This is a genomic window from Streptomyces sp. NPDC004838, assembly GCF_053600955.1.
In genome coordinates this window covers 1-15,785 of record NZ_JBSGAW010000004.1, presented here as the reverse complement: position 1 = coordinate 15,785, position 15,785 = coordinate 1, and the positions used below count along the sequence as shown (strand labels likewise).

The following is a 15,785-nucleotide window of genomic DNA, read 5'->3' as shown; positions in this document are numbered from 1 at the left end:
CTCCTATTGGTAGGCGGTTCGGGAACTCTTGTTCCATGCCTGCGGGTTGTGCGAGGGTGAGTTTCCTCGCGCCCGAACAGGGGCGGTTTTGTTCAACCGTTCGAATGAGGGAGCGGTATAGACCACTACGCGCTCCCTTTCGGCGGCCTTTAGCACCCGCCCGTATCCGGGCCGGGGCGGCACTACACTGCACTGCTCAACCCCCCACCGCAATGCCCTGGATGGAAAGACATCTGATGCAGAAGCCACACACTCAGGGTCCACTCCCACCCACCCGTACGGATTCCGGTACAGGTTCCGGGATCTCCGATGAGGCTGTTGCGGCCGTGCTGCGGACCGGAGACGCGGACGACGACGCCCGTCCGACGGCCGTACTGCTGGCGAGGCACTGGCAGTCCCTCTTCGACTACGCGTCGATCGGGACGCCTTCGCCCAAGGCCGCGTCCATGCTGGCCACGGCCGCGTTCAGCAAGGTCCTGGAGAATCTCCGGCAGACCCGTACGACGGCCGCACTCCGTCCACTTCTCCTGGTCACCGCGCGGCATATCGCCAAGGCGTGGGCCTCCGACGGCCGGGTCACCGCGCTGCCCGATCTGCAGAATCCCGAGACCGGTCGCACGGTCCCTGTCGACATGTTCACTCTGGCCGAGAATCGAAGTCTGGTCTCCCGGTCATTCCTCTCCATGCCCGGCCCGGCCCAATGTCTGCTCTGGCATGCCGAGGTGGAGGGGGAGGGCATATCCATACCCGCGGGATTGCTGGCGATAGATCCGCGTTCCGCTTCGGCCCAGCTCGAACAGGCCAGGGAATTGTTCCGGGCGGGCGTCCTGCGCTTCCATCTCGAACTGGCGCCGGACCCGGAATGCCGTCACTACAACCGACTCCTCGACGTGTCCATGCGGCGCGGCGGCACTCTGATGCCTGACATTCAGGTGCATCTGGTCGGCTGCCGCCACTGCCGCCTCGCCGTCGAGCAACTCGACCACAGTGGCGGCCGGTTGACCATGCTGCTCGCCGAGGGGCTGCTCGGCTGGGCCGCCCAGCCCTATGTCGACTCACGGCCCGCCCGCAACCGTCAGCGCTTCGAGGCCGACGGCGGGGGCGTACGCGGCGCGGTGCGCAGGACCGGACGGCACTCGCGCGGCGGGCGTCAGCGCGCACTGCCGGCCGTCTCCCCCCGTGGCCGCGGACTGTCGGGGCGCGGGCTCTCGGGCCGCGGCCGGGCTGCCGTCGTCACCGGCCTCGGCGTCGTCACCGGTCTCCTCGTCGTCGCGACGGTCGTCACCGAACTGTGGGCGGACGACGGCACCGGCAGCGCGAGCCCCGTGCCGAGCGCCTCCTCGGCGCCCGAGGCCGGCGGAACCCCGAGTGCCGGCGCGCCGGCTCCCCGCCCGTCGACGACCTCCGCGGGGCATCCGGGCGGTGCTCTCAACACCCATCTGCGCAACGCCGAGGCCGGTCTCTGTCTCGACGTCGGCGACAGCCGGGCGGAGGCCGGGGCGGAGACGGCGATGGCCGCCTGCGCGGAGTCCCCGACCCAGGAGTGGACGTACGAGAACGACGGTCTCCTGCGCAGTGCCGCGGCGCCGGAGCTGTGCCTGAACTCCCGTGGGCTGGACGGTGCCATCGTCCTGCGGCCCTGCGACGAGCCCTCGGCGGATCCGGCCGCCGTGCGGTACGACCTCACGATCCAGGGCACGCTGATCCCTCGCTGGAACGATCAGCTGGCGGTCGTCCCCGTCTCCGCCGAGGCGGGGGCGGCGGCCGTGGTGAAGGTCCGTGACGGCTCGCGGGAACAGCTGTGGGATACGGACAACGTTGCCGCCGCTCCCCGGATCCTGCCGAGTGCCCGCACGCCCAACACCGAAGAGGTGAACGCCTCGCCGGCCCCCGGCGCGGGCCGGGCGTCGGCACCGTCCCAGCCCGGGCGCGCGGCCGCGTCGCAGCCGCCCGGAGAAGGGGGCCCTCCGGAGCCGGCGTCACAGCCGTCCGGAGTCCAGGACGTCAGCGACCAGCGGCTGACCAGGGGAGTGCCCCATCAGGACGAACGGCCCCGGCGCGCGGCGGGGCCCGGCTCCGGGGCGCTGCCGTTCCCGGAGTCGCCGCAAGGCTGAACGCGGGCCGGGGGCTTACGGGTCTACCCCGTAGGCCCCCGGCCGTGCGGCGACCGTTCGCCCACCGCTCGCTCTGGGCGGGGGCGGTCCGGCCACCGGGCGGCGCGCGGATCGGCTCTGGCGCGCGGATCGACTCGGGCGCGGGGCGGCCCGGATCGCGTACCGCTCAGCTGAAGGGGGGCCACTCACCCACACGGGTCTCCGGGTCGATGAGGGAGAACACCGCGCCCTGCTGGTCCAGAACCGTCGCGAACCGCCCGAAGGGGCTGTCCGTCGGGCCGAACACCGTCCGCCCGCCGAGCCTCCCGACCGTGGCGAGCGCGTCGTCCACCTGCGACACGGCGAAGTACACATTGACGAACGGCGGCACCTGATCCGGGAAGTCGCCCGGCGTCATCTTCATCCGCCCCACAACCGGCCGTTCGCCGACGGTCCACACCTGGAAGTCGATGTCCTCGTCGTCCATCTTCCTCGTGGTGAAGGGGAAGACGGCGGGGAAGAAGGCGTCGGCCTTCTCCACATCCCGGGTGAGGAGGTCGGCCCAGGCGTACGAGCCGGGCTCTTCGGTCTTCTCGAAGCCCTCGTGGCTCGCCGCCTGCCAGGCGCTGAAGTACAGCCCGCTGGGGTCCTGCGCGGTCACCATGGTGCCGAAGTCGCCGACGGCCATCGGTTCCGCCATCAGCGTGCCGCCGTGCTCACGGATCTTCGCCGCCGTGGCGGCGGCGTCCGGGGTGGCGAAGTAGAGGTTCCAGGACGCGGGGACGCTCTCCATGCCCGGCATCTGAGGGGAGAGCGCGGCGACGGTCTTACCGTCGACGTACGCCTGCGTGTAGTCGCCGTACTCCTCCGCGCGCTCACCGAACGTCCAGCCGAACAGCTCACCGTAGAAGCTCTTGGCGGCTTCCAGATCGGGGAACATCGCATCCGCCCAGCACGGTGTGCCTTCCGGTCGCGCAGCCATATGAGCACCCCATCTGTGTCGAGATCGACCCATCGAGCCACTGGACGATCGAGCCGTCGAGCCGTCGAGCCGTCGAGCCGCTGGGCTATCGGGTCATCGAGTCGGATTCATGCGCTTCCTCACGCTATGCGAGGGTGGGCGGCGGCGCGCGCCGACGGCCACCGCCGGGCTCGGGGGAGCGCCGGGGGCCGGGGGTGATTCGCTTCACGTCGGCCCGTGTAAGGGGCGCATTCCGGGCCACCCATATACTGCGCGCCATGCCGCCGTCCAGTTCCACCCGCTCCCGGATACTCGCCGACCTCACTCCGCTTCGGGACTCCGCCGACTACCGGCGGCTCTGGTTCGGCAACACCGTCTCCTGGGTCGGGCATGGCATGACGGCCCTGGCGATCTCGCTCCAGGTGTACGACATCACCGGTTCCACTTTCGCGGTGGGCCTCGTCGGACTCTTCTCGCTCGTTCCGCTGGTCGTGTTCGGGCTGTACGGAGGCGCCATCGCCGACACGATGGACCGGCGCAAACTCGGGCTGATGAGCGCGAGCGGATCGGCAGTGCTCTCCGTCGTACTGGCGGTGGCCGCCTTCTCGGACTTCCACCGGGTCTGGTTCCTGTACGCCGTGGTCGCGCTCCAGGCGGTGTGCGCGGCGATCAACGCCCCGGCGCGGGCCGCGATGATCCCCAGGCTCCTGCCCCCCGAACAGCTCCCCGCCGCGAACGCGCTCAACTCGATGACCATGACCTCCGGTGTGCTCGTCGGCCCGATGCTCGGCGGTCTGATCGTGGGGTACGCGGGGTATCAGGCGGCCTACTCGATCGACGCGGTCGCGTTCTCCGCGTCCCTGTACGCGATGTGGCGGCTGCCGTCGATGCTGCCGGAACGGGCGGCGGGGGCGAACGGCGAGAAGGCGTCCGTACGGGACGGGCTGCGGTTCCTCGCCACGCGGCCCAATCTGCGGATGACCTTCCTCAGCGACTTCTGCGCGATGATCCTCGCGCATCCTCGGTCGCTCTTCCCGGCGGTCGCCGTCCTCTGGTACGACGGCGACGCCCGTACCACCGGCCTGCTCGTCGCCGCTCCCGCTTTCGGGGCGCTCCTCGGCGGGGTGTTCTCCGGCTGGCAGGGCCGCATCCGCCGTCATGGTCTCGCGGTCCTGGTCGCGGTCGGCTGCTGGGGCACGGCGATCGCGGTCTTCGGCCTCACCCGCGATCTCTGGCTCGGGCTGCTCTTCCTCACCCTCGCCGGCTTCTCCGACACCGTCTCGATGGTCTTCCGCAGCACGATGCTCCAGGCCGCCGTTCCCGACGAGATGCGCGGTCGTCTCCAGGGCGTGTTCGTGGTGGTGGTCGCCGGCGGTCCGCGACTGGGGGAGTTCCTGGCGGGAAGCGTGGCGGATCTGACGTCACCGACGGTGGCGGTGACGGGCGGAGGCGTCGCGTGCGTGCTCGCCGTGACGCTGCTGGGGCTGCGGTGGAAGGCGTTCGCGCGCTATGACGCGCGCGATCCCCAGCCGTAGCGAGCCGACCACCGGCCGTCGGCTCGATCAGGCACCCTCGATCAGGCACCCTCGATCGGGCTCCTTCGATCAGGCTCCCTCGTTCGACGCGACCGGACACCAGGGCGCGGCCGCGCTGGACCGGCTCCCGTGGCGCGACCCGGCTGGACCGGCCCGGCTGGACCGGCCCGCCGGGTGCGGGGCCGGCGGACGCTCGGGCCCTGCCGGGTGGGGCGAGCCGGGGCACCACGGTCCGGTGTGCCGCAGGCCGAGTGCGCTGCGGGCCCGGTGTGCGACGGGGGCGGGGGGCGGCCGTTCGTACCGCGCCCGCCGTCACGCCCCGCCGAGCGCCCGCTTCATGATCTTGCCCATGTCATTGCGGGGGAGCGCGTCCAGGAAGTGGACCGTGCGCGGGCGTTTGTGCGGCGCCAGCAGGGTGGCGACATGCGTGGCCAGCGCCTGTGCGGACGGCGGGGCGTCCGGGTCGGCGGGGACGACCCACGCCACCACCCGCTCGCCCAGGTCCGGGTCCGGCTCGCCCGTCACCGCCGCCTCGCGGACCCCCGCATGGTCGAGGAGAGCGTTCTCGATCTCGCCCGCGCCGATCTTGTAGCCGCCGCTCTTGATGAGGTCGGTCGCCTTGCGGCCGACGAGGCGGACCGAGCCGTCCGCCTCGCGTACCGCCATGTCACCCGTACGGAACCAGTCGCCGTCGAACGCCGCCGCCGTCGCGTCGGGCCGGTTCAGATACCCGGAGAAGAGGTGGTCGCCACGGACCTGGATCTCGCCGATCGTCTCTCCGTCGTACGAGGCGACCTCGGAGCCGTCCTCCTCGACGAGCCGCAGTCCGACCCCCCGCAGCGGGACGCCCACCGAACCGGGCCGGGCCCCGCCGTCGGCGCGGACGCTGGTGTTCATCAGGGTCTCGGTCATGCCGTACCGCTCGACGACCCGGCGGCCGGTCGCCGCCGTGATGCGCTCGTGGTCGTGGACGGGAAGCGCGGCCGAGCCGGAGACCAGCAGCCGCGCCCCGGCGAGGGCCTTCGTCAGCGCGTCGTCGCCGGGGAGCGCCTCGGCCAGCCGGTGGTACATCGTCGGCACACCGAAGAGCATCGTCCCGCCGTCCGCCAGTTCGCGGCTCACGCCCTCGACGGAGAACCGTCCGAGATGCCGGACCTGCCCGCCTCGGCGGAGCGGCCCGAGAATCCCCAGGATCAGCCCGTGCACATGGAACAGGGGCAGCCCGTGGACGAGGACGTCGTCGGCGGTCCACTGCCAGGCGTCCTCCAGGGCGTCGAGCGAGGTCGCGACGGCCCGTCGTGGCAGCACCGCGCCCTTCGGCGGTCCGGTCGTGCCCGAGGTGTAGACGATCAGCGCGGGGGCGAGCGGACCCGCGTCCACCGGCGGCGGACCGGCGGTCCCGGTCACCGGCGCCTCGATCCGCTCCAAGGCGTCGAGTGCCTGCGGCAGTTCGTCCCCGGGCCCGGCCAGCACCGCCGTCGGCGCGCAGTCCGCGACGATGTGCGCCAGCTCCCGCTCACCCGTCTTCGGGTTCAGCGGCACCACCGGTACCCCCGCGAGGAGCGCGGCCACCGCGCCCACCGCGGTCTCCAGCGTGGGGGTCGCCCACAGCGCGACCCGCGAAGCCCCGCCGATCCGTACGGCCAGGGAGCCCGCCGCGTCCGCCAGTTCCCCGTACGTCAGCGCACGCTCGCCGAAGCGCAGGGCGGGCCGGTCAGAGCCGGTGCGCAGCGCAGGGAAGAGGTCAGTCATTCTCGTCGTCCTCCATGTGGTGGGAGTGCGGGGTCCCGGCGGCTCCGGGGGCTTGAGGGGAACCGGCGGGGTTCCGGTCGGCCGGGTCCCGGCGGTGGTCCCATTCTCCCGTGCGCCCCGGAGCAGGGATCCCGCGACGGCCGTACGTCCCGTATCCCGCTGTGAGCAGACCTGCCCGGCTCCTTCCGACCCGCCTCTTTCCGGCCCGGCTCCTTCCGGCCCGCCTCCTTCCGGGCGCTTCGGATCACAGCGTCGGCAGAGGGACGGCCACCTTCACCGCGTACGCCGCGACCAGCCCGTAGGGAGCGCGGTGCCAGGGCACGCGAGCGCAGCAAGATCCGAACGAGAGGCCCTAGCGCGGAGCCTCCCAGGTCACCTCGGTCCCGCGCTGCTCGCTCTCCTCCCGGACACCGTCGTCCGTGACCGTGAGCCGGACCCCCGCCCGGTCGTTCTCCAGCCGGGCCGCCGCGTCCACGACCACCTCGATCGATGAGACGCCCGGCCGCCGGTGGGCCGCCGCCAGCGCACCGCGCAAGGCCGCCAGCAGCTCCTGATCGGCGGGCGGGCTCACGAGAGTGTCGACCGCGCCCCTGAAGTGCACCGACGGCTGGAAGCCGAGCAGCGTCGCGGCGCCCGCGGTCTCCCGCAGCACCCTGCCCCGGAAACTCGTCTGCGCTTCGGCCGGTGGCTGCTGGAGGGCGAATATCGTGGTCCGCACCTCCTGGATCGTGGAGTCCAGTTCGTCCACGGCGCGGCTCAGCAATTCGCCCGCCTCGCTCGCCGCCGCCCGTCTGCGGGTGGACTCCAGCATCATCTCCGTGGCGAACAGCCGCTGGACGACGAGATCGTGCAGATCGCGGGCGATACGGTCGCGGTCCTCGTACACCGCCAGCCGCTCGCGGTTGTGCTGAGAGTCCGCCAGCACCAGGGCGAGCGCGGCCTGGGAGGCGAACTGCGAGGCCAGGAGCCGGTCGACGGCGGTGTACGGGCGGCCGTTGGGCCGCCGCGGGAGCGCCAGCGTGCCGATCAGCCGCCCGCCGCTCTGCAACGGCAGCATCATCGAGGGGCCGAAGCGGGTGCGTACATGCGTCGTCATCCGGGGATCGGTCGCCGAGTCCTCGATGAACACCGGCTCTCCGCCGAGGAGTTGGACCAGCACGGGTGAGCCGGGCGCGATCGTGGTGCCGACGATGTCGCCCGGATCGTCCACCGTGGACGCGGCGACGATCTCCATACCGCCCTCCTCGGTGGGCTGGAGCACCACTCCGGCGGACGCGTCGGCGAGAACGCGGGCCCGTTCGGCCACCGTCGTCAGCGCGTCCTGCGCGCTGCTGCCGGTCAGCAGCGCGGTCGTCACGGCCGCGGCGCCCTCGATCCAGCGCTCCCGCTGGCGGGCGGCCTCGTACAGCCGGGCGTTGCCGATGGCGATTCCCGCCTGGGAGGCGAGCACGCGCAGCACCGCGAGATCCTCCTCGGTGAAGGGGCCGCCGCGTTTCTCGGTGAGATAGAGATTGCCGAAGACCTCGGTGTGCACCCGGATCGGCACGCCGAGGAAGGAACGCATCTCCGGGTGGCCCTCGGGCACTCCGGACGAGCGGGGGTCCTTGCCGAGGTCGTCGATCAGCAGCGGCTGCGGGTCGCGGATGAGCAGACCGACGATTCCGCTGTCCCCGCTGGGCAGAGGGCCTATCCGCTCCCGTTCCTCGTCGCTCAGTCCACAGGTGAACAGATCGCTGAGGACCTCGCGCTCCGGGTCGATGACCCCGAGTGCTCCGTAACGCGCCCCGGCCAGCTCCGTCGCCGTGTCGACGAGGTGCTGGAGCGTGGCGCGCAGTTCGAGTTCCGTGCCGACGCCGAGGACGGCTTCGAGGAGCTTGGGCAGCCGGGGCCCGGCGGTGTCCGCGTCCACCCCGGCCCCTGCCCTGGTCTCTGTCTGTGCCTCAGTCCCTGCTTGTGCCTCAGTCCCTGCTTGTGCCTCGGTCTCTGCCTGAGCCTCGGCTCCCGTCCGCGCCCCTGCCCCGGTCTCCGCCTGCGCCCCGGCCCCCGTCCGCGCCCCCGCCCCGGTCTCCGCCTGAGCCTCGGCTCCTGCCAGTGAACCGGCCTCGCTCACGCTCTCACCCCTGACCGTTCCCTACTCGACCTCGGCCAGCGGATTCAGGATCATCGGCTGGATCTTGCCTTCCAGCATCGCACCGAGGCCCAGAATGGCGCAGATGTCGGGCCTTTCGGCGATCTCCACCGGCATGCCCGTCGCGTCGCGGAGCATCTGGTCGAGTCCGGGGAGCAGAGCGCTGCCGCCCACCATCATGATGCCCCGGTCGGCGAGATCGGCGACGAGGTCGGGCGGGCAGTCCCGCAGTACCTTGCCGATACCGTCGAGTACGGAGGTCAGGGGCGTGTGGATCGCGTTCCGTACGGCGGCGGTGTCCACCTGCACGGAACGCGCGAGCCCGGTGGCCACGTCGCGGCCGTGGATCTCCGTCGACGCCGGGGCCTGGGGGGTGAGGCCGTTGCCGTGCAGGGCGATCTGAAGATTGCGTACCGACTGGCTGGGCAGCATCAGCTCGTGCTGGGTGCGCAGATACTGGATCACGGCATGGTCGATGGCGTTGCCGCCGACGGGGACGCGTTCAGCGGTCACGATCGAACCGAGTGACAGTACGGCCACCTGGGTCGCAGCCGCGCCGCACACCATGATCATGGTCGCGGTCGGCTGCTCCACGGGGAGCCCGCAGCCCACGGCCGCGGCGATCAGCGTGTCGACCAGCTCCACCCTGCGGGCCCCGAGCCCGACCAGCGTCTCCACGGCGGCGCGCTGGGCGAGCGGGTCCGCGTCGTGCGGGGTGCAGGCGGCGGCCCGCAGCCGGGGCTTGCGGCGCAGTTGCCGGCGCAGCTTCTCCCCGAGGAGGTGGCGGAGCATGCGCTGGGCCATCTCGATGTCCACGACCGTACCGCCGGACACGGGGCGCACGACCCGGATGTACTCGGGCGTGCGCCCCGTCATCTGCTCGGCGAGCGCGCCGACCGCGATGAGCGCGCCGGTCCTGGTGTTCATCGCGGCCACGCTCGGCTCGTCGACGACCAGCCCGGCTCCCTTGACGAAGACCCTGGTCCGCGCGGCGCCCAGATCGACGGCGACGTGGCAACGGCGCAACTGCTCAAGACTCACGGTCACGGCGGATCCTTCCGAGTGCGGTACGTGATCGCATCCTCGGTCGATTCGCGCGTCCGCGCGCGTTGAGGTGGTCCGCTTGGGTCGGTCCAGTGACCCGAGTTCCCCCATTGGCAGCAGGATCGGCCACTCCATCGCCGAGGGCGATCGCCGGGGGCGGGCGAGGCGACTGGCGAGCGGCCGCCTCGGAGCCCGAGGGCGAAGCCGGGCCCGTTCCGGGCCCGTCCGGTGTTCGCGGCCGGACCTGGGGCGGGGGTGGGGCCGGGGGTGGGCCGCTTGGCGTGCGCGGATCACCGGATCGAGCGCGTCCCGCCCTGCGTCGGCGACCGCGTCGACCGCCACGGGTGACACCCGGCCGGAGGCCACCGCCGCCCCGGAGTCACAGGAGCCGCTGGTACAGGCCCCAGGTGAACTCGGCCACGCGCCGGCTCTTGTCCGGGAGCGTCAAGGAGAGGTGCCAGCGGGTGGGGGCGGAGCCCTCCATGGGGGTCGCGGGGGCGAAGGCCGCGGCCGCCTCGTCGACGGTGCAGGACCAGGGAGCCAGATCCTCCACGGTCCGCAGGACGGGACCCGCCGACCCCGGCGCTCGTACGAGCCATTCGTTCCAGACCGCGCCGCCCTTTCTCAGGGCGAGCACCTCGAAGCGGAGGTCCGGCCAGAGAGGTACGGGCCACAGGTGCGCCTCGCAGTCGAGGTCGCCGATGCGGCGGGGAACCGTGTTTTCCGGCGGGCCGAGGACCGAACGGTAGCGGGAGAGCGTGCCCCGCGCGCCCCGGCCGTGGACCATCGCCTGCCAACGGCGGTTCGCCTCACGCATCTCGGCAACCGAGACGCCCAACGCGTGGCGGGCGTCCTCGACGAGCTCCGGCTGGTGGTCGGCCATCCGGCGCAGCAGCACCAGCTGGAAGTCGAGAGGTCCGAGAGGCGCGGCGGCGGTCATGCCCGACATTGTGACTCAGCGCCTCAGCCGGCGCGTTGAGAGCTGTGGTCGGCGAGCGAGCCGATCTCGCCCCCGATCCGAAGTCGAGGTCGGTGGCCCCCAGGGCACGCGGCTGGGCCACCTCCGCTGCTCGGACGTGACTGGGGTACGGCAGCAGGTCGAGATGGACACGGTCCGGCACGGTCTTCACGCCGGGCGTGCGGAGGAACTCGAGATACGGGCTGACACCCTTGGCGGAGCGCAGCGCCGGATGGTCGTCGGTCACCTCGTGCAGAGTCAAGGCCGTCGTCTCGCCCCAGAACCGGGCCATGGTCCGCGGATCCTCGCAGCCGACCACCACCGCGGCGATCGGCCCGGTGCCCTGGTAGATCTCCCGAGGCTCCAGCACGCAGAACTCGTTGCCCTCGGGGTCTTCCGACACGCGTGTCTGGCAGTTCTAGGGGACGCGCCCGATGGCGACGTTTACGCAGGTCAGCGGTAGCGACTTCACCAAGAAGCTCGTGGAAGGGGTGAACCCTTCCTATGACCAGCCCCGCGCACCGTCCGCGATCCGCCTGTCGTTCGAGACCGACGAAACCACCTTTATCAGCCGTCAGCGGGAGGCGAACGACAAGGCCGCCGTATCTATCGGCGCGCACATCACCGGGGAGGCCGTAGACCTCGGGGTGAGTGCGAGCAAGACGACCCCGATCGAGCGTCCTGAACTGGGCGGGTGGCTGACCCGCCCCGACGACTTCGATGTGATCCTGTTTTGGTGTCTTGACCGCGTTGTCCGGTCCGTGGCGACATGTCCGCGCTCGTGGGGTGGGCGCGCAAGCACGGCAAGCGGCTGATCTTCGCGGAGGGTCCGGGCGGGGACCGGCTCGAGCTCGCCATGTCCAACGTCGTGGGTGAGCTGATCGCAATCCTTCTGGCACTCGCGGCGCAGATGGAAGCGCAGAGCTAGACGCCGCGGGTGAGTGTCTTCAGTACCTGATATGCCTCTCGCAAGTCCGAGGCTTCCGGAAGCCTTCGCCGCTCAACCGCCTTGACCACCTCCAGCGCGCGCCAGTGATTCGACGGGACGATACGGCCGGACAATATGGCTCGCTGCGCTGCGTGGCACGCCTCGTCCAACCGGTCACCGCCGAGCAATGCCAGCGCCAAATCAATGTTCGCGGAAGCCACCCGGCGCGGCCATTTCTTTGCATCGTCAGCGGGAGCGAGCCGCGTGATGACCTGCCGCGCGTAGTCCTCGGCTGCGGGATCTCCGACCCATGCGAGCGTCGTTGCTGTGTAGGCCAGCGCCTTACCAGGGTCGTACTGGTAGTGATGCTCGGTGCCCTTGCGCGGAACCATCGCAGCTGACATGCGCTGAACTCGGTCAATGGCCGCGTACGTTTCCGGCCCTTCCCCGAGTCGCGCTCTGGCCCTTCCCTCTTGCGCTGTCGCCTGGATCGCGGCCGAGGTTCCGGCCGGTGCCAACTCCTGTGCAATCTGGGAGAGTTCCAGTGCGCGGGCGTAGTCGCCATCCGTGAGCACTCGCCAAGCGTCAGTCTCGTAACACCATGCCTCAATTTCACGGTGGTCCGCGTGCTGCGCGAGGGTGGCCGCCGTCTGCAATCGGGCCGTCGCGGAGTGTTCCTGGTTGAGGTCAATATGCAGCGTGGCCCCCAATAGCTGGAACCACCCCCCGACCACGTAGAGGCGGCGCTGTTCCGCAAGGGTCATTCGCGCATCCATGAGATGAGCGACATAAGCGGAATGCCGCCTTACTCTTTCGATCAAGTCTTGCGGCGGAGACACAGGGTACTTCATTGCCAATTCATCGAATACGTGTTCGAGGTGATTTAGCGTCTCTTTGCCCACGTCGCTAGCCGATACCCGCCGGGCCAATTCGAGCGCGTCGAACTCATCGTCACTATCCGGGGGTGTGACAGCGAGCCAACCGGTACGAGACTGCGGCGGGGCGTAGGCGTCGGGCACGAGCAGCGCGTCGAGTTCACTCGCCGTGATCGACAGGGTCTTTGCGATCTTCGGCCGCTGCCAAGGTTGGGGGTCGGTCTTTCCGCTCTCCCAGCGCTGGACTGTTGACCGATCAGCGCCGACCGATTCCGCGAATCCCTCTTGACTGAATCCGCGCGCTTTCCGGAGATCCGCGAACCTCCGCCGCCTGCTGGTCATTGTGGCCGGTCTCCTCTCGGGAATGCGTCTGCCCTGGTCAGCGTATCCAGTGCGGCCAGGGTGCGGCAGGACTGCGGCCTTTCTGCTGTGGTTCCCGCCTCCTCGTCACGCTTTTCTAGGCCAACGCCCTGCACCAGCAGCGGACTTGACGGGATGGCAACCATGGCGATCGTGACCACGGCAGACACCGACGCACGACAGTGGGAGGACACGACGTTCGCCCCCTCGGGTGGGACGTGCTCGGCTTGCATGAAGCCGATCAAGGCCCTTGAGCGAAGCCGACGTGGGGAGATCGAGCGGCAGTCTGGAACCCCCGTCACGATCTACCGACACATTGACTGCGCCGACCCGGAGGGGGGCAAGCGACGGGGGAGCGGTGACGACCCCCGTAATGCCGCAACGGCGCCGTACGCGGGCTCTCCAGCCGGTTGGTGGGATCAGTACGGCGGAGCGCTGGACCGTGCCTCGAGTGTGGTCTACCTGCCCGGCCCGACGCATCCCCCGTCCCCGCTCCACTCGGACGAGTGCCCGAACTGCGTTCCGCTCCTGGGCAACTCGTGAGACATGTACATCGGTTCGGGTGGTCGGTTTTCGTCTTCACGGTCGCCGCGCTGTCAACGGCGATTCCCACACTGGCCGCAACCGGCCGCCTCCAATCTCCTGCCCCTGCCGAACGTAACCGAACCCGTTCCCTACGCAATTCGGAGTCTCGGCAGGGGCGGGGCAGCAAACCCCAACAGTCGCAAGGAGATGCAATGAGCGCTGCCGGAAACCGTCTCTTATTCGCGTGGCTTGAGGTCACGGGGCTCTGCAACGAGTTCTGTGACCACTGCTACGCAGACAGCGGGCCCAAGGGCACGCACGGCACCATGACTGTGCGGCACTGGTTGAACGTGATTGACCAGCTTGCCGACATGGGAACCCTGGACGTTCAGTTCATCGGGGGAGAGCCGACGCTCTACCCGAGCCTGCCCGCGTTGATCAAGCATGCTCACGGGCGGGGCCTCGGTATCGAGGTGTTCTCGAACATGACCCACGTCCGCCCGGAGTTGTGGGACGCGTTCAGGGAGTACGGCGTCAAGCTCGCCACCTCGTACTACTCGGACATCGCCGAGGAACACGACCAGGTGACGCAACTCCGAGGGTCACACAAGAAGACGCGCGCCAACGTCCAAAAGGCACTGGCACTCGGTATTCCGCTGCGGGGTGGAGTCGTCGCCGTGCGGGACGGACAGCGAGTACAGGAAGCGACGCAGGACCTTACGGGCCTCGGTGTCGGAACGGTCGGCGGAGACCGGACCCGCGCATTCGGGCGAGCGAGTCAGGGGGCCGCGCCGACCATCGCTGATCTGTGCGGGCACTGCGCCCGCGAGAAATGCGCCATCGGTCCGACCGGCGATGTGTGGCCGTGCGTCCTCGGTCGGTTTCTGGCCATGGGCAACGTGCTGGAAAAACCGATCTCCGATATCTGGGGCGGCGCGCAGATGACCGACGTCGCGGCCGGTATCGCGGCGGTGCACGGGGATGGCGTCCAGTCGTGCACTCCTCCGCAATTCCTGCCCATGTGCGGCCCCTGTGGTCCCTGCGTTCCCTCGGTGGGGCACTGCGACCCCAGGGAGGCGGACAGCGCCGATACCATCGCCGCACCGGCCTAATCCGCTGATCACGAGGGAGTGCACAGATGGACGATCACGGGGACGACTTCGGCCCGTGGGGGTGGGAGGACCAAGGCAACGCCATTCGGCGGACCGAGGACGAATGGCTCACCATCGCTCGGTACGTCCGGCACGCAGCCAACAAGCTGGGGCCGGAACTCCCGCTGTGCCTCCCCGGTGAACCGCAGGAATGCGGGCGGACGGCTCAACAGCACGTGATTGCTTGGGCCGCTCATCTCAGGGCGGTTTCCCATCACCTGATCGAACAGGCCACCCCGAGCGAGGCCAGGGGTGCACATGCTGTCGGCCCGCTGTACCAACGCCGTCTCGCTGAGCTGCGCGCATCCACCTCCGCGCCGCACTGAACGACAGCGGCCCCTGACCGGCCCCGTCGTGCACTGCCCTCGTGGTGTGCGGCGGGGCTTCTCTATCCGCCGACCAGCGAACTCACCCCCGCCAGGTGAACTGCTCACCCACCGGAAGAAGCGTCACGTCACGGACATCCCGCCCGCTGCGCCCGCCCGATAAGCGGGCACATCGTCAACTAAATAACTCTCCGTTCACACGGAAGTGGAGACTCCACACAGGATCCTCACAGTGCCCGTCACCTCTCGTCCCTCCTGCCCCATAGCCTGCGGACGCCATGGATTTCTGCCATCAGTGCCGACGACATCTCAACGGAGCCCTGGCCTGCGCGGGCTGCGGCACCCCGGCCGAGGAGCTTCGGCAGCGAAGTCCCGGCCCGCCCGAGGGGGACCGCGTATTCGAGCTGGACGTGGTGTCCGCTCCGGTCACCGGGCCCACGGGGTCCGCTCGCGGCGTTCAGGCGGCCCCTCGCAGGGCCGGCCGCAAGGCCCCTCCCCACGCGCGGGACAACCGCCGCCGCGCCGCCGGGAGAGGCGGGCGCATCGTGGTGATCGGCTCCCTCGGTCTGGCGCTCGCGGCCGGTGCGCTCGGCATCGCCGAAGTCGTCCTCGACGGCGGCGACGGCGCCGCCACCTCCGTCAAGGAGGACACGGACACCGAGAGCGCACCCGCTCCCGCCCCCACGGATCAGCCCCGGACCCCCGACAGCCCGGCCGGCGTGACGGAACGGCCGACCGGGTCACCGGGCTCACGCGATTCCGTACGACCCGTCAACCCCTCGTCCCGCAACGGCCCGCCCGGTACGGCCCCCGCCGCCCGGCCCGGCACCCCCCGCCCGACCACCACGAGCGCCGTGACACCGCCGGTCGCCAAGCCCTCCGCCTCCACCTCGCCGACCGCGTCCTCCCCGCCCGCCGAAACAGAGGACCCGGAGGAACCGGACGAGCCGTGGGACCCCCGCGACCCCCGCAAGCCTCGGGCGTTGCCCCGGAACCCGGCACCCACGCCCGTCGAGACCTGTGAACGCTTCCTCTGGTGGTGTGTCTGACGGCCGATCGGCCGTCACCTCGCCGAAGAGATCCACGGCCTTGCGTACCTCCATCAACCCGGGCACGAGGGCGCTCACCGAGCCGATCGCGCCCGCGATC

12 protein-coding genes and 2 pseudogenes are annotated in these 15,785 nt (G+C 70.5%); 6 read left to right on the top strand and 8 right to left on the bottom strand.

The window, feature by feature from the left end:
- Positions 1-326 precede the first annotated feature (326 nt).
- Positions 327-2,114 carry an RICIN domain-containing protein gene (locus ACWEFL_RS06210; protein ID WP_451708164.1) on the top strand — a complete coding sequence of 596 codons (1,788 nt, stop codon included), beginning with the start codon at positions 327-329 and terminating at the stop codon, positions 2,112-2,114.
- Between the two features lie 166 nt (positions 2,115-2,280).
- Here ACWEFL_RS06210 and ACWEFL_RS06205 read toward each other — a convergent pair whose 3' ends face one another.
- The gene (locus ACWEFL_RS06205) at positions 2,281-3,075 is read right to left on the bottom strand and encodes a VOC family protein (protein ID WP_451708161.1); all 795 of its coding nucleotides are present in this window, start codon (positions 3,073-3,075) and stop codon (positions 2,281-2,283) included.
- A gap of 257 nt (positions 3,076-3,332) precedes the next feature.
- Here ACWEFL_RS06205 and ACWEFL_RS06200 point away from each other — a divergent pair, with 257 nt between their 5' ends.
- Positions 3,333-4,589, top strand: coding sequence for an MFS transporter (locus ACWEFL_RS06200; protein ID WP_451708158.1), 1,257 nt, complete (start codon positions 3,333-3,335; stop codon positions 4,587-4,589).
- Positions 4,590-4,901: 312 nt separating this feature from the next.
- Here the strand turns inward: ACWEFL_RS06200 and ACWEFL_RS06195 are convergent, their stop codons facing one another.
- The 5 genes and pseudogenes from ACWEFL_RS06195 to ACWEFL_RS06175 form a co-directional block, all read right to left on the bottom strand.
- The gene (locus ACWEFL_RS06195) at positions 4,902-6,341 is read right to left on the bottom strand and encodes an acyl-CoA synthetase (RefSeq protein WP_451708156.1); all 1,440 of its coding nucleotides are present in this window, start codon (positions 6,339-6,341) and stop codon (positions 4,902-4,904) included.
- Positions 6,342-6,693: 352 nt separating this feature from the next.
- Positions 6,694-8,250, bottom strand: coding sequence for a GAF domain-containing sensor histidine kinase (locus tag ACWEFL_RS06190; protein WP_451708153.1), 1,557 nt, complete (start codon positions 8,248-8,250; stop codon positions 6,694-6,696).
- 222 nt (positions 8,251-8,472) lie between these two features.
- Entirely contained in the window at positions 8,473-9,516 is a 1,044-nt protein-coding gene (gene mreB, locus ACWEFL_RS06185; protein WP_451708150.1) for a rod shape-determining protein MreB, read from the bottom strand.
- A 376-nt stretch (positions 9,517-9,892) separates the two neighbouring features.
- Positions 9,893-10,453, bottom strand: coding sequence for a hypothetical protein (locus ACWEFL_RS06180; protein ID WP_451708147.1), 561 nt, complete (start codon positions 10,451-10,453; stop codon positions 9,893-9,895).
- A gap of 70 nt (positions 10,454-10,523) precedes the next feature.
- Positions 10,524-10,874 (bottom strand): annotated as a pseudogene (locus tag ACWEFL_RS06175) (VOC family protein); the annotation flags it as partial.
- 31 nt (positions 10,875-10,905) lie between these two features.
- On the opposite strand from ACWEFL_RS06175, the gene ACWEFL_RS06170 reads away from it, so the two are divergent.
- Complete coding sequence (locus ACWEFL_RS06170; protein ID WP_451708144.1) at positions 10,906-11,286, top strand: recombinase family protein; 381 nt, start codon at positions 10,906-10,908, stop codon at positions 11,284-11,286.
- A 109-nt stretch (positions 11,287-11,395) separates the two neighbouring features.
- Here the strand turns inward: ACWEFL_RS06170 and ACWEFL_RS06165 are convergent, their stop codons facing one another.
- Positions 11,396-12,616, bottom strand: coding sequence for a helix-turn-helix transcriptional regulator (locus ACWEFL_RS06165; protein ID WP_451708141.1), 1,221 nt, complete (start codon positions 12,614-12,616; stop codon positions 11,396-11,398).
- Between the two features lie 755 nt (positions 12,617-13,371).
- Here ACWEFL_RS06165 and ACWEFL_RS06160 point away from each other — a divergent pair.
- The 3 genes from ACWEFL_RS06160 to ACWEFL_RS06150 all read left to right on the top strand — a co-directional run bounded on the left by ACWEFL_RS06160 (position 13,372) and on the right by ACWEFL_RS06150 (position 15,685).
- On the top strand, positions 13,372-14,271 hold the full coding sequence (locus tag ACWEFL_RS06160; protein WP_451708139.1) for a radical SAM protein: 900 nt from the start codon (positions 13,372-13,374) through the stop codon (positions 14,269-14,271).
- A gap of 26 nt (positions 14,272-14,297) precedes the next feature.
- Positions 14,298-14,636: a hypothetical protein gene (locus ACWEFL_RS06155; RefSeq protein ID WP_451708136.1), complete on the top strand. Its 339-nt coding sequence runs from the start codon at positions 14,298-14,300 to the stop codon at positions 14,634-14,636.
- Positions 14,637-14,914: 278 nt separating this feature from the next.
- Positions 14,915-15,685 (top strand): SCO2400 family protein, encoded by a 771-nt coding sequence (locus ACWEFL_RS06150; RefSeq protein WP_451708133.1) that lies wholly within the window; start codon positions 14,915-14,917, stop codon positions 15,683-15,685.
- 18 nt (positions 15,686-15,703) lie between these two features.
- On the opposite strand, the pseudogene ACWEFL_RS06145 reads toward ACWEFL_RS06150, so the two are convergent.
- Positions 15,704-15,785, bottom strand: a pseudogene (locus ACWEFL_RS06145) (DUF5955 family protein); the annotation flags it as partial.

What these genes read in the sequence shown, in the direction of transcription:
- ACWEFL_RS06205 (WP_451708161.1), bottom strand. Translation starts at nt 3,075, where the DNA reads ATGGCTGCGCGACCGGAAGGCACACCGTGCTGGGCGGATGCGATGTTC.
- ACWEFL_RS06200 (WP_451708158.1), top strand. Translation starts at nt 3,333, where the DNA reads ATGCCGCCGTCCAGTTCCACCCGCTCCCGGATACTCGCCGACCTCACT.
- ACWEFL_RS06195 (WP_451708156.1), bottom strand. Translation starts at nt 6,341, where the DNA reads ATGACTGACCTCTTCCCTGCGCTGCGCACCGGCTCTGACCGGCCCGCC.
- ACWEFL_RS06180 (WP_451708147.1), bottom strand. Translation starts at nt 10,453, where the DNA reads ATGACCGCCGCCGCGCCTCTCGGACCTCTCGACTTCCAGCTGGTGCTG.
- ACWEFL_RS06170 (WP_451708144.1), top strand. Translation starts at nt 10,906, where the DNA reads ATGGCGACGTTTACGCAGGTCAGCGGTAGCGACTTCACCAAGAAGCTC.
- ACWEFL_RS06165 (WP_451708141.1), bottom strand. Translation starts at nt 12,616, where the DNA reads ATGACCAGCAGGCGGCGGAGGTTCGCGGATCTCCGGAAAGCGCGCGGA.
- ACWEFL_RS06160 (WP_451708139.1), top strand. Translation starts at nt 13,372, where the DNA reads ATGAGCGCTGCCGGAAACCGTCTCTTATTCGCGTGGCTTGAGGTCACG.
- ACWEFL_RS06155 (WP_451708136.1), top strand. Translation starts at nt 14,298, where the DNA reads ATGGACGATCACGGGGACGACTTCGGCCCGTGGGGGTGGGAGGACCAA.
- ACWEFL_RS06150 (WP_451708133.1), top strand. Translation starts at nt 14,915, where the DNA reads ATGGATTTCTGCCATCAGTGCCGACGACATCTCAACGGAGCCCTGGCC.